At 71.6% G+C, this 25,735-nt stretch carries 18 protein-coding genes and 3 pseudogenes; 10 read left to right on the forward strand and 11 right to left on the reverse strand.

The window, feature by feature from the left end:
- Nucleotides 1–118 precede the first annotated feature (118 nt).
- From QWU11_RS05905 to QWU11_RS05915, 3 genes are read left to right on the forward strand one after another with little or no spacing between them, the layout of a single operon-like run.
- On the forward strand, nucleotides 119–1,243 hold the full coding sequence (locus QWU11_RS05905; RefSeq protein ID WP_290103999.1) for a M23 family metallopeptidase: 1,125 nt from the start codon (nucleotides 119–121) through the stop codon (nucleotides 1,241–1,243).
- Entirely contained in the window at nucleotides 1,240–1,989 is a 750-nt protein-coding gene (locus QWU11_RS05910; protein WP_290104000.1) for a hypothetical protein, read from the forward strand. The genes QWU11_RS05905 and QWU11_RS05910 overlap by 4 nt, the downstream gene beginning before the upstream one ends.
- Nucleotides 1,986–3,497 (forward strand): NADH-quinone oxidoreductase subunit NuoF family protein, encoded by a 1,512-nt coding sequence (locus tag QWU11_RS05915; protein WP_290104001.1) that lies wholly within the window; start codon nucleotides 1,986–1,988, stop codon nucleotides 3,495–3,497. Before QWU11_RS05910 ends, QWU11_RS05915 begins: the two co-directional genes overlap by 4 nt.
- A 218-nt stretch (nucleotides 3,498–3,715) precedes the next feature.
- On the opposite strand, the gene QWU11_RS05920 is transcribed toward QWU11_RS05915, so the two are convergent.
- Complete coding sequence (locus QWU11_RS05920) at nucleotides 3,716–4,171, reverse strand: MarR family transcriptional regulator (RefSeq protein WP_290104002.1); 456 nt, start codon at nucleotides 4,169–4,171, stop codon at nucleotides 3,716–3,718.
- 376 nt (nucleotides 4,172–4,547) lie between these two features.
- Here QWU11_RS05920 and QWU11_RS05925 point away from each other — a divergent pair, with 376 nt between their 5' ends.
- Nucleotides 4,548–5,789: a glycosyltransferase family 2 protein gene (locus QWU11_RS05925; RefSeq protein ID WP_290104003.1), complete on the forward strand. Its 1,242-nt coding sequence runs from the start codon at nucleotides 4,548–4,550 to the stop codon at nucleotides 5,787–5,789.
- A 496-nt stretch (nucleotides 5,790–6,285) separates the two neighbouring features.
- On the opposite strand, the gene QWU11_RS05930 is transcribed toward QWU11_RS05925, so the two are convergent.
- Nucleotides 6,286–7,905, reverse strand: a complete 1,620-nt coding sequence (locus QWU11_RS05930; protein ID WP_290104004.1) for an MFS transporter — start codon at nucleotides 7,903–7,905, stop codon at nucleotides 6,286–6,288.
- A gap of 99 nt (nucleotides 7,906–8,004) precedes the next feature.
- On the opposite strand from QWU11_RS05930, the gene QWU11_RS05935 reads away from it, so the two are divergent.
- Nucleotides 8,005–8,496 (forward strand): helix-turn-helix domain-containing protein, encoded by a 492-nt coding sequence (locus QWU11_RS05935; RefSeq protein ID WP_290104005.1) that lies wholly within the window; start codon nucleotides 8,005–8,007, stop codon nucleotides 8,494–8,496.
- 21 nt (nucleotides 8,497–8,517) lie between these two features.
- Here the strand turns inward: QWU11_RS05935 and QWU11_RS05940 are convergent, their stop codons facing one another.
- The 6 genes and pseudogenes from QWU11_RS05940 to QWU11_RS05965 all read right to left on the reverse strand — a co-directional run bounded on the left by QWU11_RS05940 (nucleotide 8,518) and on the right by QWU11_RS05965 (nucleotide 14,861).
- Nucleotides 8,518–9,519, reverse strand: coding sequence for an agmatinase family protein (locus QWU11_RS05940; RefSeq protein WP_290104007.1), 1,002 nt, complete (start codon nucleotides 9,517–9,519; stop codon nucleotides 8,518–8,520).
- A gap of 977 nt (nucleotides 9,520–10,496) precedes the next feature.
- On the reverse strand, nucleotides 10,497–11,513 hold the full coding sequence (locus QWU11_RS05945; RefSeq protein ID WP_290104008.1) for an ROK family protein: 1,017 nt from the start codon (nucleotides 11,511–11,513) through the stop codon (nucleotides 10,497–10,499).
- 651 nt (nucleotides 11,514–12,164) lie between these two features.
- The gene (locus QWU11_RS05950; RefSeq protein WP_290104009.1) at nucleotides 12,165–12,830 is read right to left on the reverse strand and encodes a GntR family transcriptional regulator; all 666 of its coding nucleotides are present in this window, start codon (nucleotides 12,828–12,830) and stop codon (nucleotides 12,165–12,167) included.
- 2 nt (nucleotides 12,831–12,832) lie between these two features.
- Nucleotides 12,833–13,555, reverse strand: coding sequence for a maleate cis-trans isomerase (locus QWU11_RS05955; RefSeq protein WP_290104010.1), 723 nt, complete (start codon nucleotides 13,553–13,555; stop codon nucleotides 12,833–12,835).
- A gap of 40 nt (nucleotides 13,556–13,595) precedes the next feature.
- Nucleotides 13,596–14,369, reverse strand: coding sequence for an Asp/Glu racemase (locus QWU11_RS05960; RefSeq protein WP_290104011.1), 774 nt, complete (start codon nucleotides 14,367–14,369; stop codon nucleotides 13,596–13,598).
- A pseudogene (locus QWU11_RS05965) lies at nucleotides 14,366–14,861 on the reverse strand (DUF3830 family protein). Before QWU11_RS05965 ends, QWU11_RS05960 begins: the two are co-directional and overlap by 4 nt.
- Nucleotides 14,862–15,132: 271 nt before the next feature.
- Here QWU11_RS05965 and QWU11_RS05970 point away from each other — a divergent pair.
- Nucleotides 15,133–16,050 (forward strand): D-2-hydroxyacid dehydrogenase, encoded by a 918-nt coding sequence (locus QWU11_RS05970; RefSeq protein WP_290104012.1) that lies wholly within the window; start codon nucleotides 15,133–15,135, stop codon nucleotides 16,048–16,050.
- Nucleotides 16,050–17,474 carry an amidase gene (locus tag QWU11_RS05975; RefSeq protein ID WP_290104272.1) on the forward strand — a complete coding sequence of 475 codons (1,425 nt, stop codon included), beginning with the start codon at nucleotides 16,050–16,052 and terminating at the stop codon, nucleotides 17,472–17,474. Before QWU11_RS05970 ends, QWU11_RS05975 begins: the two co-directional genes overlap by 1 nt.
- Nucleotides 17,475–17,484: 10 nt before the next feature.
- On the opposite strand, the gene QWU11_RS05980 is transcribed toward QWU11_RS05975, so the two are convergent.
- The gene (locus tag QWU11_RS05980; protein WP_290104013.1) at nucleotides 17,485–18,303 is read right to left on the reverse strand and encodes a class I SAM-dependent methyltransferase; all 819 of its coding nucleotides are present in this window, start codon (nucleotides 18,301–18,303) and stop codon (nucleotides 17,485–17,487) included.
- A gap of 47 nt (nucleotides 18,304–18,350) precedes the next feature.
- Between QWU11_RS05980 and QWU11_RS05985 the strand changes: the two genes are divergently transcribed.
- Nucleotides 18,351–18,920 (forward strand): XRE family transcriptional regulator, encoded by a 570-nt coding sequence (locus tag QWU11_RS05985; protein ID WP_290104014.1) that lies wholly within the window; start codon nucleotides 18,351–18,353, stop codon nucleotides 18,918–18,920.
- On the opposite strand, the pseudogene QWU11_RS05990 reads toward QWU11_RS05985, so the two are convergent.
- Nucleotides 18,917–20,346, reverse strand: a pseudogene (locus tag QWU11_RS05990) (NAD-dependent succinate-semialdehyde dehydrogenase). The gene QWU11_RS05985 and the pseudogene QWU11_RS05990 sit on opposite strands and share 4 nt — an antisense overlap.
- Nucleotides 20,347–20,467: 121 nt before the next feature.
- Here QWU11_RS05990 and QWU11_RS05995 point away from each other — a divergent pair.
- Nucleotides 20,468–20,985, forward strand: a pseudogene (locus QWU11_RS05995) (aminotransferase class III-fold pyridoxal phosphate-dependent enzyme).
- Between the two features lie 40 nt (nucleotides 20,986–21,025).
- Here QWU11_RS05995 and QWU11_RS06000 read toward each other — a convergent pair.
- The gene (locus tag QWU11_RS06000) at nucleotides 21,026–23,698 is read right to left on the reverse strand and encodes an FHA domain-containing protein (RefSeq protein ID WP_290104015.1); all 2,673 of its coding nucleotides are present in this window, start codon (nucleotides 23,696–23,698) and stop codon (nucleotides 21,026–21,028) included.
- Between the two features lie 513 nt (nucleotides 23,699–24,211).
- Here QWU11_RS06000 and QWU11_RS06005 point away from each other — a divergent pair.
- Nucleotides 24,212–25,732: an MFS transporter gene (locus tag QWU11_RS06005; protein ID WP_290104016.1), complete on the forward strand. Its 1,521-nt coding sequence runs from the start codon at nucleotides 24,212–24,214 to the stop codon at nucleotides 25,730–25,732.
- Nucleotides 25,733–25,735 lie beyond the last annotated feature (3 nt).

Genomic DNA, 25,735 nt, shown 5'->3' on the forward strand with positions numbered 1-25,735 from the left:
TCGCGCGTCCTACACTCCGTGCCATCCGATTTGTGCGATTTGTTGGTTTAAGCGACGGTCGCACGCCCTAGCCACTACAGGCAGGAGCGACGGCGCAACCGGCCTCCGAAGGAGTTTGATGCGCACGCTGGTCAACCGTGTTTCCGCTATGGGGACGGCGACGATCGTGGTGATGGGTCTGTCGCTCGCGGCGATCGTGGAGCAGGCGCTGTTGCCCACCGGTCAGTCCGCGCACCAGCGTCAAGCGGCGGCGGCGCCGGGACCCAGCAAGTCCCGGGCCAAGAAGCCGCGTCCGTCCCGTTCCGTCAAGCGGGTCAGTCCCACAACGCTCTTGAGCCGGCAGGTGAAGAAGGCCGCCACAGCGCAGCGCGGCGCGGTGGCGAAGCGTGAGTACGGGGTCGGCACGGTCGCCACCCCGGTCGTCCACGTCAGCAGGATCGCCAGGTCCTGGGCCTTCGGCACCGAGGCGATCCCGACGCCGTCCGGATCCTCGGCGGCACCGGAGTCCTCACTGTTCCTCGCGCGCGCCTCGGGTACTCAGTGGACCGTCGCGCTCGCCGGCACGCCGAAGTTCGCCGACCTCATCCCGAAGGCACCGGAGTCGGTGGTGCACAAGGACGAGCGGGACGCGCTGAAGCGTTTCCGCACGTCCGGCAAGGCGCCGCTGGAGACCGGGCTGATGCTGCCCTGGAAGATCGGCCAGTCGTGGTCCGCGGTGGCCACCGAGTCCGGCACCTGGGGCTTCGACGGAGGAGACGGCCGGGTCCTCGCCGCGGGCGACGGGCTGCTGTACCGCGTCTGCTCCGCCTCGCCGAACCGCGGCATGGTCCTCCTGGTCCACCCCAGCGGGCTGGCGACGGAGTACTACCAGATGGACGACATCACGCAGGTCGCGGACGGCGAGGCCGTCAAGCGAGGCGACTACCTCGGCCGTACGAGCGACGACCAGTCCTGCGGGGGAGGCCACGCGGCCAGCAAGATGGTCCGCTTCTCCCTCCGTGACGCGGAGGGGCCGATCTCCCTCGACCAGGTCGACGTCGGCGGCTGGACCCTGCACTCGACCGCCGACGAGATGTTCGCCGACCGCGGCGGGCTCCGGATCAGCCCGGGCAACCCCCTGCTGAACTTCGGCACCGCCCCCGCGCCCACCCCGTCCCCGACGCCCTCGAAGTCGCCGTCGAAGACGAAGTCACCGAAGGCGCCCGCGACGGGACCGGCGAACGACCCCAAGGCGTCGACGTGATCAGTAAGAGGACGTGGATCGTCATCCTCGTCCTCCTCGCCGGGGTGCTCGTGTTCGCCCGGGCGGACCCCGGCACCGTCGACTGGCTCCACGACTTCCTGGAGTTCTTCACCGGGGTGTTCGCACTGCTCGCGATGACCGGTGTCGTCGTGGCCGGCGTCATCGCGGCGCAGCAGTCCATCCCGGCGCGGCTCCGCATCCTCGTGCAGGCGGTCCACCGGGCGATGGCGCTGATGACCGTCGCCTTCCTGGCCACCCACATCCTGCTGAAGATCATGGAGTCCCACGCGACCGTCCTGGACGTCGTCGTGCCCTTCACAGGCGGCCAGGACCGGGCCCGCTGGATCGGCCTGGGCACCCTCGCGAGCGACCTGATGATCCTGGTGATGGTCACCGGCATCATGCGGGGACGCTTCGTCGCGAACCGCCGGAAGTGGCTGTGGCGGACCCTGCACATGCTCGCGTACGCCATCTGGCCGCTCAGCATCGCGCACGGCCTGCTGGCCGGCCGTCCGCCCAAGTGGTGGGTGACCGCCAGCTACCTCATCTGCCTGGCCTTCGTCATCGTCGCGATCCTCGCCCGGCTGCCGGAGATCATCCGTGAGCGGAACCAGATCGGCGACCACCGGCCCCCGCCGCCCGACGAGCGCCCGGCCGCCGAGGTGCCGCGGGTGGAGGTGCCGGACGAGCAGTTCTGGCGCCTGCTGCGGGCCGAGGCGAAACAGTGGATCGGAGATCGGAGATGACGGAGTTCCGCCACCTCGCGCCTCGTCGGCTCAGCCAGGGGCTCGAACAGAACAAACGGATCGGGGGGACGGAACACCGCCGGATCCACGGCGCGTTCCGCCGCAGGCGCATGCGCGAGCTTCTCGCGCTCGCCGAGCAGGTCGACCTCCGGGGCCGCGGCGGCGCGGCGTTCCCGTTCGCCCGCAAGGTGAAGGCCGTCGTCGCCGCGGCGCGCCGCCGTGACTCCCAGACCGTCGTCCTCGTCAACGCCACCGAGGGCGAGCCCGCCAGCCACAAGGACAAGTTCCTGATGGAACACGTCCCGCACCTGATCCTGGACGGGGCGATGCTGGCCGCCCTGGCCCTGGGCGCCCGCGAGGTCATCATCGCGGTGACCGACGGCGCGGCGCCCGAGCGGTCGCTCCGCGCCGCGATCGCCGAGAGCCGCCTCGGCATGATGCGCGTCGTACGCCTGCCGGAACGCTTCATCACCGGAGAGGGCGGCGCGCTCGTGAACGGCGTCAACGGCAAGCAGGCGATCCCGCCGGGCAAGAAGGTGCGTGCCGCGGAGAGCGGCGTGGACGGGCTGCCCACGCTGCTGTCCAACGCCGAGACGTTCGCCCAGCTCACGCTGCTGTCCCAGCTGGGCGCCGACCTGTACGCCGCGATCGGCACCGAGCACGAGCCGGGTACCCGGCTGCTCACGGTGTGGGGCCCGCACGGCAAGCCGATCGTCGTCGAGGCACCGTCCGGCGTACCGCTCGCGCAGGTCCTCGACCTGTGCGACACCGGCGTCGGCCAGGGCGTCCTGATCGGCGGCTACCACGGGACCTGGCTCACCCCCGGCTCCGCGAACCGCGCCACCGTCTCACGCGAGGGCATCGACCGGGTCGGCGGCGCCCTGGGCGCCGGCATCATCCTTCCGCTGGACCCGGAGGTGTGCCCGCTCGGCGAGGTCGCGCGCGTGGCGACCTACCTCGGCGGCGAGTCCGCCCGCCAGTGCGGCCCCTGCCGGCTGGGCGTCCCCGCCATCGCCCGCTCGATGCAGGCACTGGCGTCCGGCGTCTCCGCCAGCGAGGCGATGGCCGGCGTACTCCAGGGCAGCCAGGTGGTGAAGAAGCGTGGCGCGTGCCATCACCCGGACGGTTCGGCCCGCTTCGTGACGTCGGCGCTGGAGGTGTTCGGCGAGGACGTGGCGACCCACCTGTCCTCTGGCACGTGCGGCCGGAAGGTACGAGGCCTGCTGCCGATCGCGGGCGACGTGCCCGCCCCGGACCGCACCGAGGACAGCGGGATGCGCCTGACGGTCGACTGGAGCCGCTGCGCCGGCCACAGTCTGTGCGGCCATCTGGTTCCTGACCTGGTCAAACTGGACGAGAACGGTTTCCCGGTGATCGCGGGCGGAGCGGGCGGCGCGGTGCCGACGCGGCTGCTGGCGGACGCCCAGGAGGCGGTCGACATGTGCCCGGCCCTGGCCCTCCGCCTGCACAGCACCCAGACCGAGGCGCCGCGGGCGGCCCGCCACTGATCACGCCCGGCTCCCCTTCTGGGGGCCGGGCGGGGTCTTGCCTTTCGGAGCTTTGCCTTCGCTGCCTGCCTCGGTCCGAACGGCCAGGTCGTACGGGTGTACGGGGTCGCCGTACGATTGTTTTCGCCCACGCGCCGAAGCGGGCCGCCGCAACGACCCCTCCGGACATGCCGCCCACAGCCGGCCGGCACCGCGTGCCGCACCGCCTGGCCGGGCCGTCACGTCAGGCGTGCGGCGAGGATCTCGCTGATCTCGCCGAGCTTCTTGATCTGGTCGGCGTCGAGCCCGTCGAACAGGGCTCCCCGTACGGCCTCGACGTGCCCGGGCGCGGCGGCGGTCAGTGTCTCGAACCCCTCGTCGGTCAGTACGGCGATCTGCCCGCGCCGGTCGGTCGGGCAGTCCTCCCGCCGTACCCAGCCACGCTCCTCCAGCCGCGCGATGGCGTGGGAGAGCCGGCTGGCGGACACGCGCGTGGCGTCGGCGAGTTCGGCCATGCGCATCGCGCGACCCTCGTTGTCGGACAGGCGGACCAGGATCTCGTAGTACGCGTGCGGCATCCCCGAGTCACGGCGGAGCTGCGCGTCGATCGCGTCGAGCAGCAGCCGATGGGCGTTCAGGTAGGCACGCCAGGTGCGCTGTTCGTCGGCGTTCAGCCATCGAGTGTTGCTACTCACGACGCGAGTGTATTTCTGTTGAGCGTTCAATCACCGTCAAAACACAGCCCGATCGCCTCGGAACTCATGCTCTCCCGCTTGAGTGCGCGTCCTGGTGACGTCAACGCTGTCCGCGCCGGCCGGCGTCCGGTTGTCCACAGGCGTGCACGGGCTATCGACGGGCCCTTGGCGTTCGGCCCATCATGGCGAACACGCCCGGCGGCGGGCCTGCCACAACACCGGAGCGAAGCGGGTCCGCCGCCGGGTCCACCATCCGTCGAAAGGGGCTTGAAATGCACGGGGGCCTGCCCTTCATCGGGTTCAGCACCATCGTCTACGGCGTCGTGGGGATCGCCGTGGTCTGCGGGAGCGCGGTCACGAGGTTCCGGGGGCGCAAATGACCGCCACGCTGACCGTGATCGTCCCTGCCCACAACGAGGAGCTGGGCCTGCCGGCCACGCTCGACGCCTTACGCCGGCAGACGGTTCCGCCCGAGGAGATCATCGTGGTGGACGACGCCTCGTCGGACCGTACGGGCGAGGTCGCGGCGTCGTACGGTGCGACCGTTCTGCGCCCGCCGCGCAACCTCGGCAGCAAGGCCAAGGCGCAGAACCACGCGTTGCCGCACTGTGAGACCGACCTGGTGCTCGCGGTGGACGCGGACACCGTGCTGGCGCCGGACTACATCGAAAGGATCAAACCGGCCTTCGCCGACCCGGAGGTCGTCGTGGCCGCCGGAAACGTCCAGACCCGGTTCACCCGCACCGCCTGGGAACGCGGCCGCTCGATCGAATACCTCTTCGGCTTCCACTGGAACCGCCCGATCCAGAACGGCGCCAACAGCCCGGTCGTGTGCTCGGGCTGCTGCTCGGCCTTCCGCCGCGAGACGCTGACCGCCTTCGGCGGCTTCCCCGAACGCACGATCGTCGAAGACATGGACTTCACCTGGTCGATGCAGATCGCGGGCCGCAGAGCGGTCTACGTCGGCACGGCCGTCGCCTGGGCCGCCGACCCGGAAACGCTGACCTACCTACGCAAACAGGTGTGGCGCTGGATGGCCGGCTTCTTCCAGAACGTCCGCCTCCACCTCGGGGCCCTGATCCGCCGAAAACCCATGCTGGCCGTATGGATCATCCTGGCCCTCGCCGAGATCTTCACCGCCCCGCTGTGGTGGGCCACCCCACTCGTGATGACGCTGGGCCTGCACAGGTCGCTGACCACGACACTGACGCTCTGGCTCGGCGCGGAGCTACTGTTCACGGTCCCGCCGCTGATATACGCCGCCCACCGCCGAAAACTGCCACTACTCCACGTCCTGGCCAACATCCCGTTCGTCTACCTGACGAAGGCCGTCAACCTCTACTACGCCTGGAAGGCCCTCGTGGTCGAACTGATCCTCGTTCCCCTCCACCTCTCATCGGGCCTGGTCGTATACGAAAAAGGCCGTGCCTGCACACCCCCCGGCACTCAGCAACGGAGCCGAGGTGAGAGGCAGGACCACAGGACCAGGGCCTGGAGACAGGACCGCAGGCGGGACGGCACCGCTCACAGACGATCACGCCCGCTGTCCGAAGTCCCCACAGCCCTTTCCCCCAAATCCTGCGCCCGCCCCTCGCCGGACGACCGCCCAACTCCCTAAACGACCACACGACCAGTGCCGACCTGCCCGACCTGCCCGACCTGCCCGACCTGCCCGACGGTAGTCGGAAGTCGCTAGTCGGGAGTCGGTAGTCGGGAATCGGTAGGACCGGTGTGACCGGAGCCCCGCGACCAAGACCGGGAGCGGCACCGGCAGCAGAATCGGCACCAGGAGCAGGCTGCGGGACCGGGCGACCGGGGTCACACGGCCGGGGAGGCGGCCAGGGACGCGTGGCCTGGACCGGGCGACCGTCGCGTGCCGGGGGTGGGTGATCTTCCGGCCAAGCGATGTGCCGGACGGCTGCCTGGCCTTGCACGGCGGGCGTTGGTCGGCGGCTCGGCCTCTCAGCGAGCTGGGCCGTCGACCTGGCTCTCTCTCGTACTGAGCCGCCGCCCATGCCCACCGGCGCGGCGGACGGTGGTGCCCCACGCTGCTGCCGCACGGTCCGGCCACACATCGGGCGGTCGCCGGTTACCGAAAGACCGGTGGCTCCCGGCTACTCGGCGGCGGCCTTGACCGGCTCGGCGGTCACCGGTTCGAGAGAGGGCGTGGGACGGCGGCGCAGGAGGAGGCAGAGCGCGGCGCCCGCCAGCAGGACCGCGACCGACACGGCGAGGGTCGGACGCAGAGCGGTCACGTAGCCGTGCGTGAAGACATCGTCGATCAGCTGACGGACCTGCGTGACCAAGGAAGGAGGCGTATCACGCGGCACCTGTGAGACGAACTGACCCCGGCCCACCTGCAACCCTCCACTCGCGGCGTTGGAGAACGCGCCGGTGAAGCGGTCGCGGGCGTTCTCCGGCAAGGCCGCGGAGTCCGCCACGGCTCGGGCGTGCATCGCGGCGGTCAGGCGGTTGGCCAGCACCGCGCCGGTGACCGCCCCGCCAAACGTCGCGCCGAGTTGGCGGCTCGTGTTCAGGATGCCCGAGGCCGCGCCGGCGTACCTCGGCGGAGCGGCCCGCATCGCCTCGGTGGCGAGCGGGGCGAAGATGGCGCCCATTCCCACGCCCGCGATGAGGAGCGGTACGACGAAGGTGAAGGAGGTGGAGTTCGTGGACGAGACCGCCGCGACGCCGGCGATGCCGATCGCATAGACGAACAGGCCGGTCATCAGGACGAACTTGCCGCCGAAGCGGTCCGTCAGGCGACCGGCGAACGGCGCCACCGCGGAGAGCGTGATGGTCAGCGGCAGACCCGTCGAACCTGAGCGTACGGCCGTCATCCCCAACGCCGACTGGAGGTTGATCGCGTTGACCAGCAACATGCTCAGCAGGGCGAACTGCACCACGGCGTTCAGCACGACCATCACGCTGAACGTCCGGTCGGCGAACAGCCGCAGCGGCATCAATGGCTCCGGCCGGCGTCGTTCCCACCAGACGAAGGCCGCGAGCAGCACCACGCCGGCCCCGATGATCTCGGGGATGGTGATGCCGCGCCCCATCTCCGCCCACGAATAACGCTGGCCCTCGATCAGGCCGAACACCACCGCGGACAGGCCCAGCGACGCGAACAGCACGCCGATCGCGTCCAGGCGGTGGCGGCGGCCGGTTCGGATGTCGGGCACGTAGAGAACGGCGAGCACGATGCCCGCGGCCGCGATCGGCAGGTTGACGTAGAACACCCATCGCCAGCTCACGTACGTCGTGAGGGCTCCGCCTATGGTGGGGCCGGCCACGGCGGCCAGGCCCGTCATGGAGGAGAAGACGCCGAACGCCGCGCCCATTCGCTCCCTCGGGAAGATCGACTGGATGACGACCATGCCCTGCGGGGCGAGGGCCGCCGCGCCGACGCCCTGGAGTACGCGGGCGGCGATCAGCTGACCCGGCGACTGTGCGGCGCCGCACAGAGCCGAGGCCAGGGCGAACACCGCCAGTCCGCCGACGAAAAGCCGCCTCGGCCCGAAGATGTCGCCCAGCCTGCTGGCCACGATCAGCAGGGCGGTGAACACCAGCAGATAGGAGTTGACCACCCACACCGCCTGGTCCAGAGACGCGTGCAGATCCGTGACCAGACTCGGGATCGCGACGTTCACGATCGTGGTGTCCAGCAGGATCGCGAACGTTCCCAGGCACAGGACGACCAGGGACGTCCAGGGACGCAGGCTTCGCTCGGTCATCGTCTCCCCATCGGCAAAGCGAGTGAGTCTTCTCAAGAGACTAACCATGCCGAACGGAGTAAGTCTGCACAAGAGACTCACATTGCTAAGATTGCTCCCATGCGCTTCACGAGCCTCGCCGACATGAACTGCTCCATAGCGCGCACACTCGACGTCGTCGGTGAATGGTGGACGCTGCTGATCGTGCGGGACGCGTTCCGCGGCACCCGGCGCTTCGACGACTTCCAGAGCAGCCTCGGCCTGGCCCGCAGCGTGCTGACCGCCCGCCTCCGCCGGTTGACGGAGAACGGCATCCTCGAACGCCGCGCGTACCAGGAACGCCCGGTCCGCTATGAGTACCACCTGACCGAGAAGGGCCGCGCGCTGCTCCCGGTCATCGCGGCCATGCTCAAATGGGGCGACGACTGGGTCCCGGACCAGAACGGCCCGCCGACCGTCCTCGTCCACGAGACCTGCGGCGAGACGATGCACCCCGTCCTGACCTGCCCCCACTGCGAAGGCGGGGTCACGACCTCCAACACCCACACCGAACCCGGCCCCGGCCACCGGCCTGCGTCATCCGCCATACCGTCGGCCCCGGCCGGACAGTGAGCGAGGCGACCCCGCGTCGGCTCAGTCCTGCTCCGGCTCGCGGAAGGTGCGGCTTGTGCCGGTACCTGCCGAACGGGGGTCGGCGTAGTCCGGTTGAGTGAGGCCGATCCGGCGCATCGCGGTTCCGGTCAGGGCCTCCATGACCGCGCGGCGCGCCAGCAGCGCCGTGATCTCCGGGCCCACGTCGTACGGTGGGCTCACCTCCACCACGTCCATGCCGACCATTCCGACCTCGGCCGCCAGACGCCTCACCGCCCACAACACCTCGGCGCTCGTCAGGCCGCCGGGCTCCGGTGTTCCCGTTCCCGGGGCGTACGCGGGGTCGGCCACGTCCACATCGAGGGAGATGTAGAGGTGGTCGGCCGAGTCCAGCGCCTCGTCGACCGCCCGTTCCAGTACCTTTCCGAAGCCGTCGCGGTGGATCTCGGTCATGAAGTGGGTGCGCAGTTCGTTCTCCTCCATCCACTGCAGGACCGGCGGCTCGGGCCAATAACCCCGCAGCCCTACCTGTACGAAGTTGCGGCCCGGCACGGCGCCGCTCTCGATCAGCCTCCGCATCGGCGTACCGTGACCGTGCAGCGAACCCTGCTGGTCCGGCGCGGTGTCGGCGTGCGCGTCGAAGTGGACGATGCCGACCTTTCCATGCCCGTACGCGTCGGCGACCGCGGTGGCGGCCGGCCACGTGATGCCGTGGTCGCCGCCCAGGATGATCGGGATCGCGCCGCCGGACAGGATCTCCGCGACGAAGGACCGGATGTTCTCGTACGTGCCCACGGGATCACCGATCAGCACCTCGGCGTCGCCGTAGTCCGCGAGCACGAGATGGTCCAGCGGGTTCACCCGCACGCCCAGGTGGCCGATATGCCGCGAACCGGAGATGTAGTCACTCTGACGGATCGCGCGCGGGCCCAGTTGAGTGCCCGTGAGCCCGCTCGCCGTACCGTCCCACGGCGCTCCCCCGACCGCGACGTCCACCTTCCCGGCGCGCAGATCCTCCGGCGTCAGGCACACCGGCGCCTTCATGAACGTCTGGATCCCGCTCCAATCCGTCTCCTTCCCGCGCCGGTTGACGTACATCGGCCCGGGACGGCGAGGCTCCCCGTCTGGCGTTGCTTCAGGTGACATCGAGGTCCTCAGATCCGCAGGTAGGGGGCCAAAGTACAGCCATCGATCACGACATATCCAGACAAGCAGACACACCCGGGACGTCGCCAACCGGTACGGCGGCCCACCGTCGATCGCAGCCGAGACGCCCGCCGAGCCACGTACGCGGAGAGAGATGGCGGCATCGCAGCACCCGGCGGCGTGAGGGAGCGACGGCAGCGCCGCCAGACCGCGATGTACAGCGCGATGACCGCAGCACCGCCGGACAGCGCCCGGACGCAAGGACGGCGCCGGTCCGCGGCTCGCCGTCACACGCCACCTCGACGGGCTGCCGCACGGCGAGCGCCTGGGGTCGGGCGGCGCCGGGTCGCGTAGGCGGCGCCGGGCCGCCCGGATGGAGGCGGTGGCACCGCCCGACGGCGTCCGCCGAGGTAGCGTCGACACCGCCGGACCGAACGTACGGCGAGGTGCCGCGACACCGCCGGACAGCGTCCGGCGCGAGGGCGGTATTGGGCTGCGTTACGTCACAGGAGCCGCAGCGGCGCCGGACCCCATACGCGAAGGCAGCGGCAGTGCCACCCGATGGCGTACGCGGGGCGGCAACGGCGCCGTGCCGACATCCGTCCAGGCGAGCGCGGCACTGCCGGGCGGCGTCCGGCGATGCGGCGGCGCCGGGCGGCGTACGCGAAGTGGGCGTACGCGAAGTGGGCGCCGGGCGGCAGGTGTCGTGACGGTGACGCTGGTCCGGATACGTCAGCCGCGGCGCCCGGCCGCGGACGTCGAAGTGGCCGCAGCGGGCCGTGCACGTCAGGTCGTCGTGGCGGCGCCGGGTGGCGTGTGGGGAGGGCGGCGCCGCCGGGCCACGTACACCGTGGCGGCGCCGCTCATGACAGGCTTCAGGCGGCCGACGCGTCTCGGGCGGCGATCGCCGCTCCCCTCGCTCCCGCCATGTCCAGGTCGGGGACCAGGGCGAACGCGGCGACGCGTTCCTGTTCCTCCCGGAGGGTCGTGTGTTCACGGACCTTTCCGAGGAACCACTCTCGGAAGGTCGGGCCCGTCTCCACGACGCCACCGCCGACGAAGTACGCGCTCGGGTCGGTGAAGTTCGCCGCGATCGTAAAGAGGCGGCCCAGGGCCATCGCCTGCTGTTCGAAGATCTTCAGGGCCATCGGGTCACCGTCCTCGCCACGGGCCCGTACCAGCTTGGCCGCCTTGGCCAGCGGCACCGTGCTCAGCTCATGTCCCGGGAAACGGGTCAGCCAGTAGGGCAGGAGGTTCGCCGTGATGCCGGTCAGCGACGCGATGCTCTCGGCGTCGCCGCCGAAGCCGCAGTTGCACATCGGCAGCGGCTGGCCCTCCTCCAGCAGGCCCTGCGTCGGGATGTGGACGTGGCCCAGCTCGCCCGCCATCCCGGCGGCGCCGCGTACGACCTGGCCGAATTCGATCACACCGCCGCCCAGGCCCGTGCCGACGATGGCCGAGATCGAGGAGTGCCGGGCCGCATCAGCGCCGAAGTGCGCGTGGTGGGCGTACAGCGCCGCCGCGTTTCCGTCATTGTTGTAAACGACGGGCAGCCCGAGGCGATCCTCCAGCGCGGTGCGGACGTCAAAGCCCCACCAGGCGGGCTGTGCGAAGTTCGTCGCCCCCTTGGAGGAGATCACGCCGTCGGCGCTCGCCGGGCCCGGGGTGTCCAGGCCGACGGCGCGTACGCGGGCCCGCTCGGTGCCGGTGAGGGCCAGGATGCCGTCGAGGGCCTCCGCGAGCGCCTCGACCGCCGTCTCAGGGCCCTCCGTGACGCGGCTGGGGATCTCCACCAGCCGGTCCACCAGGAACTTGCCCGACGAATCCAGCACCGTCGCGTTGTTGCAGGTGCCACCGTTGTCCAGGCCGACGACTACCCACGTGTCCGACATTCTTCGCTCCTTGCTAGTCCCTGGCCCCCGATGGTGTGGACGCTGAGGGCTGCCTGCCTCGTCGTACCACGCCTAGCGCCTGACGGCGACGCCCCCGCACGTATGGACGTGCGGTCCCTCGGCCGCCGAGGCGTCGTCGCGGTGCCGAAGGCGCATGAGGACGACCCGGTAGGCCGGCCGGGTGGGACGGTGGAAAAAGCGCCCTGCCAGGGCTTTTGTACGCCGCCGGGGCGCGGTGCCGCGCGATCGGTGCGCGGCGGGGCCGCCACCGGCCTCGCACGGCACGGTACGACCGGCCGGCCGAGGCGCGAAAGACCCGCGGGGAGGATGATCGGCCCGGCCGTGCAGCCCCGCACAGGCCGTAGAAGACGTGCGGGGGAAACCCTCGGCCCGGGTCCGCGGCCCCGCACAGGCCGTGAAAGACGTGCGGGGGAAACCCTCGGCCCGGGCGCGCGGCCCGGCACAGGCCGTAGAAGACGTGCGGGGGAAACCTTCGGCCCGGGTCCGCGGCCCCGCACAGGCCGTGGAAGACGCGTGGGAAGGGCCGTCGGCCTGGGAGCCGGATGAGTCCGCAGATGCCGCCACGCCCGCCCCCTCCAGACTCGCCGAATGACCGTTGCGCCCCAATATTAGAGGTCGCCCGGCGAGCGGTCAGTCGGCGGAGGCACGGAGACGGTCGATGGAGTCGGTCATGTGCTCCTCGATGAGGCGCAGCAGCCGTTCCTCGTCGCCGTCGTTGATCGCTTCGACCAGCTTGCGGTGCTCCTCGACCAGGTCCTCCGGCTCGGGGTACTTCTCCTGGAGCGCGCTCAGGCACATCCGGGCCTCGACCAGGAGCGTCTGGGCCATCCGCTCGAGGCGGGGGCTGCCCGACGCCGACACCAGGACCTGGTGGAACGCCTGGTCGGCGTCGCTCATCGCGATGCGGTCGCGTTGTGAGGCCGCGCCGACCAACGCCTTGAGGGCCTCGGTCAGCCGTACGAGGGCCTCGCCTCGGTTGCGGGCCATGATCATCTGGCATGCGGCGCGCTCGACGGCCAGGCGGGACAGGTAGACGTCCTCCATGTCCTCCTCGGTCAGGATGATCACGAACAGGCCGCGGTGGGGTTCGCTGCGGACCAGGCCCTCCTGGACGAGGCGTTGCATGGCCTCGCGGAGGGGGCCGCGGCTGACGCCCAGGCGTGCGGCGAGGTCCGCCTCGCCCAGCTGCGAGCCCGGCGCCAGCGAGCCGTACATGATCGCCGTCCGCAGCTCGTCAGAGATGATCTCTACGGTGGATCTTCGGGGTACGGGCTCGAGCTCGCCCAGCCGTCCCATGGTCAGGCCGCCTCCGTACGGAAGAGTGTGCCCAGGCCGGCGCGCGGGGTGGTGTCTCCGGCGATGCGCAGGCCCTCCCAGACGCTCACCTGGTTCGCGGTGAGCACGGGCTTGCCCAGCCGCTCCTCCAGGTCGTCCAGCCAGGCCACGGTGTGCAGCGCGGTGTCCGGCACCAGTACGGCCTCGGCGTCGGGATGGTCGTTGGCCGCGGCGAAGCCGAGCACGTCGTCGCGGCCGAGGGTGCCGACCTCGGCGGCCGTCACGATGCCCCGGCAGGACAGGGCGGCGACCTCGATCCCGGCGCATCGCAGGAACGCGGCGAACCGCGAGGCGACGTCCTCGGGATAGGTCGCCGCGATCGCCACCCGGCGCAGGCCGAGGTGGCGGACCGGGTTGACGAAGGCGAACGAGGTGCTGGACGCCGGAACGCCCGCGGCCGAGGAGACCCCGGCCACCTGCGCGGCCGCGCCGTCCCAGCCGAACACGAAGCTTCCGCTGGTGCACGCCCACATGGCCGTCTGCACGCCCAGCGCCCGCAGCTCCCGCGCGCCCGAGGCGAGGACGTCCGCGCCGCCCACGTCGAGCAGCGCGTCGACCCGGTGCGCGTCCTCCCGCATCAGCGTGTGCACGACAGGCAGGCCGACGTCGCCCAGCAGGCGCTCCATCGCCGGGTAATCGGCCTCGGCGCTGCGGCCCGGATAGAGGATTCCGACCGTGTGACCCATCGCACTCCAGAATCGGCAGATTGTTTACAATTTTACCTGATCACGCCGCGGTCGGCCGCGCCATCTCCACCAGCAGCTGGCCCGTGCCGACCGGCCGGGAGCCCATGGAGCGCAGCGCCAAGCACATCGTCACCTGGTTGGCGGTGAGCACCGGCTTGCCGAGCATCTCCTCCAGCGGGGCGATGATGTCGTACGTCGGCACGTTGGTGCAGCTGATGTAGACCGCCTCGGCGTCGGGGTGGTCCACGGCGCTCACCGCGGCGACCACCTCGGAGTAGGCCACCTTCCAGATGTGGTTGAGCAGGCCGAGCCCGACGCTGGAGACGACCTCGATCCCGTGCTCGCCGAGGAAGCCGAGCAGCCGGTCCGTGACGCTGTCGATGTACGGGGTGACCACCGCGATGCGCCGGGCCTCCAGCAGCGCGAGCGACTCGATGAGGGCGCCCGAGGTCGTCGTGGCCAGCGGCGCGCCGGCATCGAGGATGCTCTGGCTCAGCAGCCGCTCCCCCGCCGCGCCGTGCACGAAGTTGCCCGACGCGCACGCGAACGCCACGACGAAGGGCTCGGGGGACAGCACGTCACGCGTCGCCCGGCGGACGGTGTCGCCGTCGGACAGCGCGGAGGCCATCTCGATCGTGACCGGGACCGGGACGAACGGCAGCCGGGTCAGGTGCAGCGACACGTCGTCCGGCGCCCATCTCCACAGCTCGCGGTCGAGGGCGAAGTCGAAGTCGAACGGGGCCACGACGCCGACGCCGTGCTGGGCCGGCAGTTCCAGGCCGACGACCACGTCCGCCGGGCGACCGGCGCTCACTGCTCGAACCGCTGGTACACCAGGCGCTCGCCCACGCTGCCGGACCGCCACACGTCGTTGCACGCCTCGGCCATGCGGTCCAGCCCGTCGACGATGGTCCCGTAGACGTTGCCCGGCACCCAGCCGACGTCTCCGTTGAGCAGCAGGTTGTTCCGGCCGTAGAAGATCGCGAGGTCGATCACGCCGGGGAGGGCCTCGATCCCCTTCTCCTCCTTGAAGCGCCGGTCGAGCATGCCGCCGTTGAAGGAGAAGTACACGACGTCGCCGGGGATCGGCGTGACCGTGGGGTTCTCCAGCCCGGGCTCCTCGGCGGCGAACCGCTCGACCATCGTGTAGACCTCGTTGCGGGCGTACTTGGCGTGGTTAGATGTCGCCGCCCTGCGGGAGCGCCTGCCACACCGCCTCGCACGTACGGGGGGCGTCCTTCTCCAGCAGTTCCGCCACGCATGACACACCGCGGCGTTCCAGCGTGATCTTGATCTGTCTCGGCATGCCAGACCTCCCACTGCACGTAGGCGGATGATCCGCTCACCCTGTGGACTTCCTTCGGGCGCCCTTGGAGTCCGTCCTGGCCTCGTGTCCGGGTTGCGACGGTCTTGTGGCACGCTCAGCACGGCGGACCACGCTGATTGTTGACAATCATACGAAGTCTGCCTAGCGTGTCAATGCCCCTGGTGACCTCGTGATATTCGCGGGAGCGTCGTCTGTGATCAGCCCTAATCCGGCCGTTCTGGTGCTGGAAGGGGAGGTTCCCCCTCCTCAGATGGCCTCCGTCGAACGGCTGGCCGACGTACGGCACACCCGCGAGGCGGACCTCGCCGCGTCGCTGCCCGGCGCCGAGGTCCTCTTCCTGTGGGACTTCTGGTCCGACGCCGTCCCCTCCGCCTGGCCGCACGCCGACTCGCTGCGGTGGGTGCACATCGCCAGCGCCGGCGTCGACCGGTTGCTCTTCCCGGAGCTGGTCGCGAGCGACGTCCTCGTCACCAACTCGCGCGGCGTCTTCGACGAGCCGATCGCCGAGTACGTCCTCGGCCTGGTCCTCTGCTTCGCCAAGGACCTGCACACCACGCTGCGCCTGCAGGCCGAGCACCGCTGGCGGCACCGCGAGACCGAGCGCGTCGCCGGCGCGCGCGCCCTCGTCGTCGGCACCGGCCCGATCGGGCGGGCCATCGGCCGCCGCCTGGCCGCCGTCGGCATGGCGGTGAGCGGGATCGGCCGTACGGGACGTACGGGCGACCCGGACCTCGGCCACGTGCGGCCGTTCGAAGAGCTGCACGAGGCGCTCGCCGAGGCCGACCACGTCGTGCTCGCCGCCCCGCTCACCGACCTGACCCGCGACATGATCGACTCCGCCGCGCTGGCGCGGATGCGGACGACCGCGCGGCTCATCAACGTCGGGCGCGGGCAGCTCGTGGTCGAGAAGGACCTGGTTCGCGCGCTGGCCGGTGGCCGCATCGCCGGCGCGGCGCTGGACGTGTTCGCGACCGAGCCGCTGACGGAGTCCTCGCCCCTGTGGGAGATGCCGAACGTGATCGTCTCCCCGCACATGTCCGGCGACGCCGCCGGGTGGCACGATCGGCTGGTCGAACTGTTCGCCGACAACCTCGCCCGCTACCGCGACGGGCGCGCGCTGCGCAACGTGGTCGACAAGCAACTGGGATACGTAGCGGGAGGGACATGATGGCCGAGATCGCGCATCTGACCGCGAGCGAGATGCTGGCGGCGTTCCGTACCGGGAGCCTGTCTCCGGTCGAGGCCACCGAGGCCGTGCTGGCCCGCATCGAGGAGGCCGACCCGGCGGTCAACGCCTTCTGCCTGCGCACGCCCGACGAGGCCCTCGCGGCGGCGCGCGCCTCGGAGAAGCGCCGGCGGCGCGGCGAGCCCCTCGGGCGGCTCGACGGCGTCCCGGTGTCGGTCAAGGACGTCCTGCTCACCCGCGGGCACCCGACCCTGCGCGGCTCCCGCACCATCGACCCGGCCGGACCGTGGCCCGACGACTCCCCCGCCGTCGCGCGCGTACGCGAGCACGGCGGGGTGATCGTCGGCAAGACCACCTCTCCCGAGCTGGGCTGGAAGGGCGTGACGGACGGCCCGCTCACCGGCGTCACCCGCAATCCGTGGGACACCTCGCGTACGCCGGGCGGGTCCAGCGGCGGGGCCGCGGCGGCGGTCGCGCTGGGCATGGCGGCGGTCGCGCTGGGCATGGCGCCGCTCGCCCTCGGCACGGACGGCGGCGGCTCGGTGCGCATCCCGGCCGCGTTCACCGGCGTCTTCGCGCACAAGCCGACGTACGGGCGGGTGCCGCACTTCCCCGCGAGCCCGTTCGGCACCCTCGCGCACGTCGGGCCGATCACCTGGAGCGTCGAGGACGCCTCGCTGCTCCTGGAGGTCGTCTCCGGCCCGGACAGCCGCGACTGGTCGGCGTCGCCGCCGCCGTCACCGGAGCCCGAGCCCGACGTACGGGGCCTGCGCGTCGCCTTCAGCCCCACGCTCGGATACGCCTCGGTCGACCCCGAGGTCGCCGCGGTGGTCGAGAAGGCCGTCGCGGTCTTCGCCGGCCTCGGCGCGCGCGTGGAGACGGTCGACCCGGGGTTCGCCGACCCGGTGGAGGCCTTCCACGTGCTGTGGTTCGCGGGCGCGGCCAAGTCCGTCGAGTCGCTGACGCCCGCACGCCGGGCCGGGCTGGACCCTGGCCTGCGGGAGATCTGCGATCAGGGCGAACGCCTCTCGGCCCTCGACTACCTGACCGCGACGGCGTGCCGGATGGAGCTGGGCCGGCTCATGGGCCGCTTCCACGAGGACCACGACCTGCTGCTGACGCCGTCGCTGCCCATCCCGGCGTTCGAGGCGGGGCGCGAGGTCCCGGCGGGGTGGCCGGAGCCGCGCTGGACGAGCTGGACGCCGTTCACCTACCCCTTCAACATGACCCAGCAACCGGCGGCGAGCGTGCCGTGCGGCTTCACCTCGGCCGGCCTGCCGGTCGGCCTCCAGGTCGTCGGCCCCCGCCACGCGGACGCCCGCGTGCTCGCGGCCTGCCGTGCCTTCGAGAACGCCCGCCCGTGGGGCGCGGTCCGCCCCGAGGCCGGCGCGGCGCGGCGTACGTAGCCCGCCGCGCTCAGGCGCCGGCCAGCCAGACGGGTCTCGTCGTACGGAGGGCGAGGTCGTCGCGGTGCAGGACGCCCTGCGGCCCGTCGATGAGGGAGTCGAGGAGGGCCAGGTCATCGGCGCTCAGCCGGCCCTCCACTCCGGACCGCATGCGGCGCAGTGACGCTTGGGCGTAGCGGCCGGCCGAGGCGGGCAGCGGTGCCGTCAGCTCGACCGCGAAGATCCGCTCGACCACGTTCGCGTACCCGGCCCTGGTCAGGCGTGTGCCCCAGTCCGAGCCGATGTGCGGCAGTTCCGCGGCCCGCCGTTCGTCGAGGAGGGCCTGGCAGCGCTCCTCCAGGCCGTCTCCGAAGCCCTCGGGCAGGAAGCGCGGGAAGGAGTCGATCTCGGCCGCGACCAGGAGCCCGCCGGGGCGGAGCGTCGCGAGGACGTCGGCGAGGACACGGTCGGGGTCCGCCAGGTGGTGGAGCGAGGCGGACGCCCAGACCAGGTCGACGGGGTCGAGGGCGGGCCACGCCGTGTCCACGTCCGCCTCGACGAGGGAGACCCGGTCGGCCACGCCGAGGTCGCGGGCCTTGCCGCGGAGCCGCTCCAGCAGCGGTCCGGACACGTCCAGCGCGGTCACGCGGGCCTCCGGGAATCGCCGGGCCAGGGCGAGAGCGCCGGCCCCGGTGCCGCTGCCCAGGTCGAGGATGCGGCGAGGCGGAGCGGAGGCCCGCTCGCCCGCCCAGGTGATCACATCGGTCAGGAAGGAGTGGAATACCTCGGCGTCGAGGTCGAGGACCTCGGCCATGGCCGCGAAGTCGGCCGGTGGGTGATGGTGTGCCATGCCCGAACCCTATGTCCGCCTTGCTGCTATGGCATAGCATCTTGCGTATGACGCAAGACGGTGAGCTCGACGGCCTCGTCCGCAAGCGGATCAGGGGACTCCGTGAGGCCCGTGGCTGGTCACTCGATGAGCTGGCCGCCCGCTGCTACCTCAGCCCCTCGACGCTGAGCCGGATCGAGACGGGACACCGGCGGATCGCCCTGGACCAGCTCGCCCCTATCGCGCGCGCCCTCGGCACCACCCTGGACCAGCTCGTGGAGTCCGCCGATGACGACGACGTGGTGATCCGGCCCCACCGCGACGAGGCGCGCGGCCAGACGACGTGGCTGCTGAGCCGCGAGCCGGGCCCCCAGGGCGTGACCGTGGCGAAGGTCCGCGTAACCCGGCCGAAGCCCCCTGAGCCGAAGGTCCACCCCGGGAGGGACTGGTTCACCGTCCTGTCGGGCACGATCGAGTTGCTGCTGGGCGAGCGGAGGATCCTGGTCGAGACCGGCCAGGCGGCGGAGTTCTCCACGATGATCCCGCACGCGTTCGGCGCCCACGACGGCCCGGCGGAGATGCTGTGCATCCTCGACCACGACGGCCAGCGCACCCACCTCCACTCGCACGAGAGCTAAGGCGTGCCCAGGGCGACGTACTTGGTCTCCAGGAACTCCTCGATGCCGGCCCTGCCGCCCTCGCGGCCCAGGCCGGACTGTTTCACGCCGCCGAACGGGGCCGCCGGGTTGGACACCACGCCGCGGTTGAGGCCGACCATGCCCGTCTCCAGGGCCTCACTGACCCGCAGGCCCCGGTCCAGGCCGGTCGTGTGGACGTACGCGACCAGGCCGTGCTCGGTGTCGTTGGCCCACCCGAGCACCTGCTCCTCGGTGTCGAACGTCGTCACCGGCGCGACCGGGCCGAAGATCTCCTCGTGGCGCATCCGGGCGTCGGCGGTCACCCCGGACAGCACGGTCGGCGGGTAGAAGTAGCCCGGCCCCTCCACCGCGCCGCCACCCGTACGCACCACCGCGCCGCGGCCGACGGCGTCCGAGACCAGTGAGGCGACCTTCTGCCGGGCGGCCTCGTCGGTCAGCGGGCCGACCTGCGCGCCGGGGTCCAGGCCGGGGCCGACGGACAGGCTCGCCATGCGCCCGGTGAGGCGCCGGACGAACTCCCCGGCGACCGGGGCCTGCACGGAGAAGCGGTTCGCCGCGGTGCAGGCCTCGCCGATGGTGCGCATCTTCGCCAGCATCGCGCCCTCGACCGCCGCGTCCAGGTCGGCATCGGCGAAGACGATGAACGGGGCGTTGCCGCCGAGCTCCAGCGACACGCGCAGCACCCGGTCCGCGCTCTGGCCGAGCAGTAGCCGCCCGGCCTCGGTCGAGCCGGTGAACGACAGCTTGCGGAGCCGGCCGTCGCGCAGCAGGGGCCCGACGAGCTCGCCGGGCGAGGTGGTCGAGACGACGTTCAGGACACCGTCCGGCAGGCCCGCCTCGCGCAACATCCCGGCAGGGGCCAGCGCGGACAGCGGCGTCTGCTCGGCCGGCTTGAGCACCATCGTGCAGCCGGCCGCGACGGCCGGGCCGATCTTGCGGGTGCCCATCGCCATCGGGAAGTTCCACGGCGTCACGAGCAGGCACGGGCCGACCGGCTGCCGCAGCACGAGGAACCGGCTCCCGCCGTCCGGCACGACGGCGTAGTCGCCGCCGATCCGGACCGCCTCCTCGGCGAACCGGCGGAAGAACTCCGCGGCGTACGCGACCTCGCCCAGCGACTCGGCGATCGGCTTGCCCATCTCGGAGGTCATGAGCGCCGCCGGCTCCGGGCGCCGCGCCATCAGCAGGTCGTGGGCGCGCCGCAGGATCTCACCGCGCTCGCGCGGCACCGTACGGGCCCAGGACGGCTGTGCCGCGACGGCCGCCTCCATCGCCGCCACGCCGTCCGCGGGGTGGCGTCGGCGACCGAGCACAGGGTCTTTCCGGTGGCCGGGTCCTCCACCTCGAAGGTGCGGCCCGAGCGCGCGTCCCGCCACTCGCCGCCGACGAACAGCCGTTTCGGCACGGCCTCCACCGCCGCCCGCGCCGCGTCGAACTCGTTCACGCCGCCTCCTCGACCTCTGGACAACGACCCCGAAGAGATGTTTGCATACGATTAGATTGTTGACAATATTCAGGAGCTCGCCATGGCGCAGCTGTCACCGATCCTCAAGCAGGCCACTCCCGTACTCGCCGCGCGCGGCGAGGGCGTCCACCTGTACGACGAGGAGGGCCGCCGCCACCTCGACTTCACCGCCGGGATCGGCGTGACCAGCACCGGGCACTGCCATCCACGCGTCGTCAAGGCCGCGCCACGCTCATCCACGGCCAGTACACGCAGGACGAGGGGCTCGTCGCCAACGCGGCGGAGATGGGCCTGCGCCTGCGGGAGGGACTGCGCAAGGTCGCCTCGGCCCACCCGGTCATCGGCGACGTACGGGGCCTGGGGCTCATGGTGGGCAGTGAGTTCGGCGACGGCGACGCGCCCGACGCCGAGGCCGCGCTACGGGCTCAGCGGGCGGCGGGCGAACGCGGCCTGCTGCTGCTGACCTGCGGCGCGCACGGCAACGTCGTACGGATGATCCCACCGCTGGTGGTCGACGCCGCGCAGACCGACGAGGCCGTGCAGATCTGGTCCGAGGCGGTCGCCGCGGCGAACGGGTGAGCGTCCGGCGGGAGGCCTCCCGCCGGACGCCGGGCCGTCGCTACTTGCGCATGACCTCCGGCTCCTGGCGGCGCAGCATGCGCTCCACCAGGAAGACCAGGACGACGGTGAGGACCACCATCATGCCGACGTCCAGGAGCCAGGTGCCGAACTGCTGTTTCCACAGCGGGTCCACCGACTCGCCGCGTTTGTGCGGGAGCAGGAAGCTGACGTTGAGCGTCCCCGCCATCGCGGCGAACGCCCACCGGGCCGGCACGAGCCAGGAGATCTGGTCCAGGACGGCCTTGCCGTCGAGATGCACGAGGGCCCCGCAGAACACGATCTGGATCAGCGTCGTGAGCACCAGGAGCGGCATCGTCATCTCGCTGGTCTTGACGACCGCGGAGATGAGCAGGCCCATCGTCATCGCGCAGAAGGACAGCACCGCGACGGCGACGATGAGCTCGGGCAGGGGCGTGGTGATCACGCCCTTGTCCCGCATGCTGACCCCGGCCATGGCGACCAGGGTGAGCGCGATGCCCTGCCCGATCGTGATCACGCCGAGGACGAGCAGCTTCGAGGTCAGATACGCCGATCTGGACAGCCCGACCGCGCGTTCTCGCTGGTAGATCGGTCTTTCCTTGACGAGTTCACGGACCGCGTTGGCGGCGCCGGTGAGGCAGCCGCCGATACACAAGATCATCAGGAGGTTCGCGGCACCGCCCTGCGAGCCGCGGATGTTGGAGGTGAGGTCCCCGGCCGGGATGACGCGCGCCACCGCGCCCATGATGATCGGCAGCGCCACCGTGATGCCGAGGAACAACGGGTCCGCCACGATGCTGCGGACGTAGCGCCGGATCAGCGTGCTCAGCTGCTCGGGCCAGCTCTGCGGCTTGGGCGGCGGCTGGAACTGCATCGGCCCGCTCTGGGCGACCGGCTGCACCAGGTCGGCCTGGACGTACTTCTGGTGGGCCGGCGACTGGAGGAACCGGCCGCCCCAGTCGATGGACGGGTCGTCGAACGCCTGGAAGACATCGGCCCAGTCGGTGAAGCCGAGGAACGGCAGCGCCTCCCTCGGCGGTCCGAAGTAGGCGATCTTCCCGCCCGGCGCCATCACGAGGAGCCGGTCGCAGATGTCGAGGTTCGCGACGCTGTGCGTGACCACCGCTACCGTACGGCCGTCGTCGGCCAGGCCGCGCAGCATCTGCATGACCGACTTGTCCAAGCCCGGGTCCAGGCCGGAGGTCGGCTCGTCGAGGAAGAGCAGCGACGGCTTGGTGAGCAGTTCCAGCGCCACGCTGACGCGCTTGCGCTGTCCGCCGGACAGGGCCGAGATCCGGTTGTCGCGGCGGTGGTCCAGGCCGAGCTCCTGCAGGACCTCGTCGACGCGCGCCTTGCGCTCGTGCTGGCGGGTGTCGTCGGGGAAGCGCAGCTCGGCCGCGTAGATGAGCGCGCGGCGTACGGTGAGCTGGGTGTGCAGGATGTCGTCCTGCGGCACCAGGCCGATGCGCGAGCGCAGCTCGGAGTAGTCGCGGTAGAGGTCGCGGCCGTCGTAGGAGACCGTGCCCTGGTCCGCGGGGCGCAGGCCGGTGAGCGCGCGCAGGAGGGTCGACTTGCCCGAGCCGCTGGGGCCGATCACCGCGACGAGGCACTTCTCGCCGAGCGGGAACGACACGTGGTCCAGCAGCACCTTGCCCTTGTCGACCGTGACGGTCAGGTCGTGCGCGCTGAGGCTGACGGCGCCCGTGTCCTGGTACTCCGTCAGGACGTCGCCGACGAGCTGGAACGTCGAGGGACCGATGCCGATGATGTCGTCGGGGCCGATCGGCGAGCGTTCGACCCGCTGGCCGTTGACGTAGGTGCCACTGCGGCTGCCGACGTCGACGATCTCGTACGTCCCGCTGGACGAACGCAGCTCGGCGTGCTGCCGCGAGACGCGCAGGTCGGTGATGACCATGTCGTTCTCGGGCGCCCGGCCGATGCGCAGGACCTGGGCGCCCCCGAGGTTGCGCACCTTGGCGGGCTCGCGGAGGTTGCCGGCCGTCGTCCTCATGGGCCCGCGGGCGGCACCCGAGCGCGGCATCGTGCCCCGCGTCGGCTGGTAGCCGATCGGGTCCGGGGACGGGGACGGCTGGTACGGCGGCATCGCGCCGGTGCCGTCGCCCGGTCCGGGGAACTGCGTGGGCGGCGGCTGGTAGGGCGGCATGGTGCCCGTGCCGTCGCCTTGGAAAGGCTGCTGCTGGTACGGGGGCGGGCCCGCGGGCCGGCCGCCCATCGGCGGGGCCGACGCCGCCGCCTGGCCGGGGACCGGCGGGTGGACCTGGCCGGGCATGCCCTGCTGCGGCGGGTACGCCGGTTGCTGGAACCCTCCGGGCGCGGCCTGCCGCCGCGTCGGCGGGACCGGGGGCTCGGCTCCGGGCTGTTCGCGCGTCGCCGGCGTCGCGCCGGCGCGGAAGACGACCGGAACCCCCTCTTCCGGGTGGCCGAGCCGCACCTGGCTGCCCGGAGCGACGACGGCCCGCTGGACGCGCCGGCCGCCGTCGTACGTGCCGTTCGCGCTGCCGGAGTCCTCAAGGATCCACTGGCCGTCTTCGAAGCGCAGCACGGCGTGAGAGCGTGAGACGCCGTCGACGGCGATGACGATGTCCGCCCCCGGGTCCCGGCCCACGCGGTAGGAACGTCGTGGATCAAGAGCGACCGAAACACCGTTGCTCTCCACGACAAGCTGAGTCACAAAATCGCCTTTCCCGTCGCCTGCCCCGCGAGGCCCAAGGGAGCCGCTCATCGGGGAGCACATCAACCTTGGACCGCCGGTAAAGCGTAGGGCCTCGCGCGTAAACGCGGCAATGCTTCGAAAAGTATGTAAGTGACGGTTATCCCGGCCCTCTCGTGGGCGAATCCCGATTTCCGGGCCGTCGTGGGCCGGAGTGCGGCTTGACGCCGCCTTGGTGTTCACTTGGCCACCGCCTTACCCGGCTTCGCCAGGTCGCGGGCACCGCTCCGGACACAGAACGGAATGCTTCATTCCGCGGTAAGCGTGATGTAGCCGATTTCACAACTCGCTTGATTTGCCCTACGGGCCGCGATCGTTGATCATTGGCCGAATGTCCCCCGCTCCCCAGCCGTCACATGACGGGCATGCGGAGAGCGCGGTCGGATCGTGACCGCCACCCTGGAGGCGCCGCGACCGGCTGACGCGATACGGGCACGACCGGTGCGCCACCGACGGTGGCTCCTGCATCCCGTCGTGGCCGCTACGGCCATTGCCGGGATCCTCCATGTGCTGTGGGCGGTGTTCCTCGCCGGCGGTGGCGGCGACCTCGCCGCGCAGAGCGCGTGGGCGGAGTTCGCCATGCGGCATCCCGGCTCGGCCTATGACTTCGCCTGGTACGGCGGGATGCATCCCGCCTCATACAGCGTGATCTCCCCCTACCTGATGGCGCTGCTCGGCGTACGGACCACCGGGGTGCTCGCGGGCACGCTGTCGGCCGGCCTGTTCGCGCTGCTCCTGATGCGTTCGGGAATCCGCCGTCCACTCGCGCCGGCGCTCTGGGGCGCCTTCGCGTTCTCCTGCAACGCGGTGTCCGGCCGCGTGACGTTCGCCCTCGGCGTGTTCTTCGGCCTCGCGGCCGTCGCCGTGGTGTTCGCCGCGCGCGGCCCCCGCGCCCCGCGCGCCGCCGCGGTCGTCGTCCTCGGCGTGCTGGCCACGCTGGCGAGCCCGGTCGCCGGGCTCTTCCTCGAGGTCGCCGCCGCCGCGCTCTTCCTCACCCGGCGGCGACGTCCGGCGTACGCCCTGGCGGCCGGTCCGCCGTTCGTGGTGGCGCTGTCCGCGCTGTTGTTCCCCTTCAAGGGCGTGCAGCCGTTCCCGTGGTTCCTGGTGGCGGCCCCCGTCGCCAGCTCGGTCGCCCTCGCGCTCTACGCCCCGAAGTCGTGGCGGAACGTCCGCGTGGGCGCCGTCGTGTACGCCCTCGGCACCGTGCTCACCTGGCTCATCCCCTCCCAGGTGGGCAGCAACGTCGACCGGCTCGCGCTGCTGTTCGGCGGCGCGGTCATGCTGGCGGCGGCGATGGAGCGCAGGACCACCATCCTGTACGTCGCGTTCGCGGCCACCGTCGTCTCCCAGGTGATCCGGCCGGTCTTCGACGTCGTCAACACCGGCTCCCCCGACGGCCACACGACCGGCGTGCTGTCGGAGCTGCGCAACGTCGGCGCCGACCGCGGGCGCGTCGAGGTGGTGCCGGAGCGCACCCACCTGGAGTCATCGGAGTTCGCGCCGGTGGTCAACCTCGCGCGCGGCTGGAACCGCCAGGCCGACGTCGACCGCAACCCGCTCTTCTACGACGGCAGCCTCACCGCGGACACCTACCACGCCTGGCTCAAGCGCTGGGCGGTCCGCTACGTCGTGCTGTCGGACTCCACGCCCGACTGGCAGGGCATGGAAGAGGCGCGCATCGTCTCGACCGGGCAGCCGTGGCTGAAGCAGGTCTGGCGCGACCAGCACTGGCACCTGTACGAGCTCACCGACCCCGAGCCGCTCGCCGACCCGCCCGCCACCGTCGCCCGCGCCGACGACGGCGAGCTCGACATCAACGTCCCGTCGGCGGGCTGGGTGCTCGTACGCGTGCCGTGGTCGCCGTGGCTCGGCGTCCGCGGCGGCGCGGCGGGCTGCGTCACGGAGGCCGGCGACTGGACCCGCCTGTACGCCCCGACACCGGGCCGGTACCGCCTCGGCGGCAGCTACCAGCTGCCCCGCGGCACACCCTGCTGAGAC

It is taken from the genome of Actinomadura sp. DC4, from assembly GCF_030406325.1.
Taxonomy (GTDB): Bacteria; Actinomycetota; Actinomycetes; order Streptosporangiales; family Streptosporangiaceae; genus Actinoallomurus.

Coding starts and splice junctions, on each gene's coding strand:
- QWU11_RS05905 (WP_290103999.1), top strand. CDS start 119: ATGCGCACGCTGGTCAACCGTGTTTCCGCTATGGGGACGGCGACGATC.
- QWU11_RS05940 (WP_290104007.1), bottom strand. CDS start 9,519: ATGAAGGCGCCGGTGTGCCTGACGCCGGAGGATCTGCGCGCCGGGAAG.
- QWU11_RS05930 (WP_290104004.1), bottom strand. CDS start 7,905: ATGACCGAGCGAAGCCTGCGTCCCTGGACGTCCCTGGTCGTCCTGTGC.
- QWU11_RS05945 (WP_290104008.1), bottom strand. CDS start 11,513: ATGTCGGACACGTGGGTAGTCGTCGGCCTGGACAACGGTGGCACCTGC.
- QWU11_RS05955 (WP_290104010.1), bottom strand. CDS start 13,555: ATGGGTCACACGGTCGGAATCCTCTATCCGGGCCGCAGCGCCGAGGCC.
- QWU11_RS05950 (WP_290104009.1), bottom strand. CDS start 12,830: ATGGGACGGCTGGGCGAGCTCGAGCCCGTACCCCGAAGATCCACCGTA.
- QWU11_RS05915 (WP_290104001.1), top strand. CDS start 1,986: ATGACGGAGTTCCGCCACCTCGCGCCTCGTCGGCTCAGCCAGGGGCTC.
- QWU11_RS05970 (WP_290104012.1), top strand. CDS start 15,133: ATGGCCTCCGTCGAACGGCTGGCCGACGTACGGCACACCCGCGAGGCG.
- QWU11_RS05935 (WP_290104005.1), top strand. CDS start 8,005: ATGCGCTTCACGAGCCTCGCCGACATGAACTGCTCCATAGCGCGCACA.
- QWU11_RS05975 (WP_290104272.1), top strand. CDS start 16,050: ATGGCCGAGATCGCGCATCTGACCGCGAGCGAGATGCTGGCGGCGTTC.
- QWU11_RS05925 (WP_290104003.1), top strand. CDS start 4,548: ATGACCGCCACGCTGACCGTGATCGTCCCTGCCCACAACGAGGAGCTG.
- QWU11_RS05980 (WP_290104013.1), bottom strand. CDS start 18,303: ATGGCACACCATCACCCACCGGCCGACTTCGCGGCCATGGCCGAGGTC.
- QWU11_RS05985 (WP_290104014.1), top strand. CDS start 18,351: ATGACGCAAGACGGTGAGCTCGACGGCCTCGTCCGCAAGCGGATCAGG.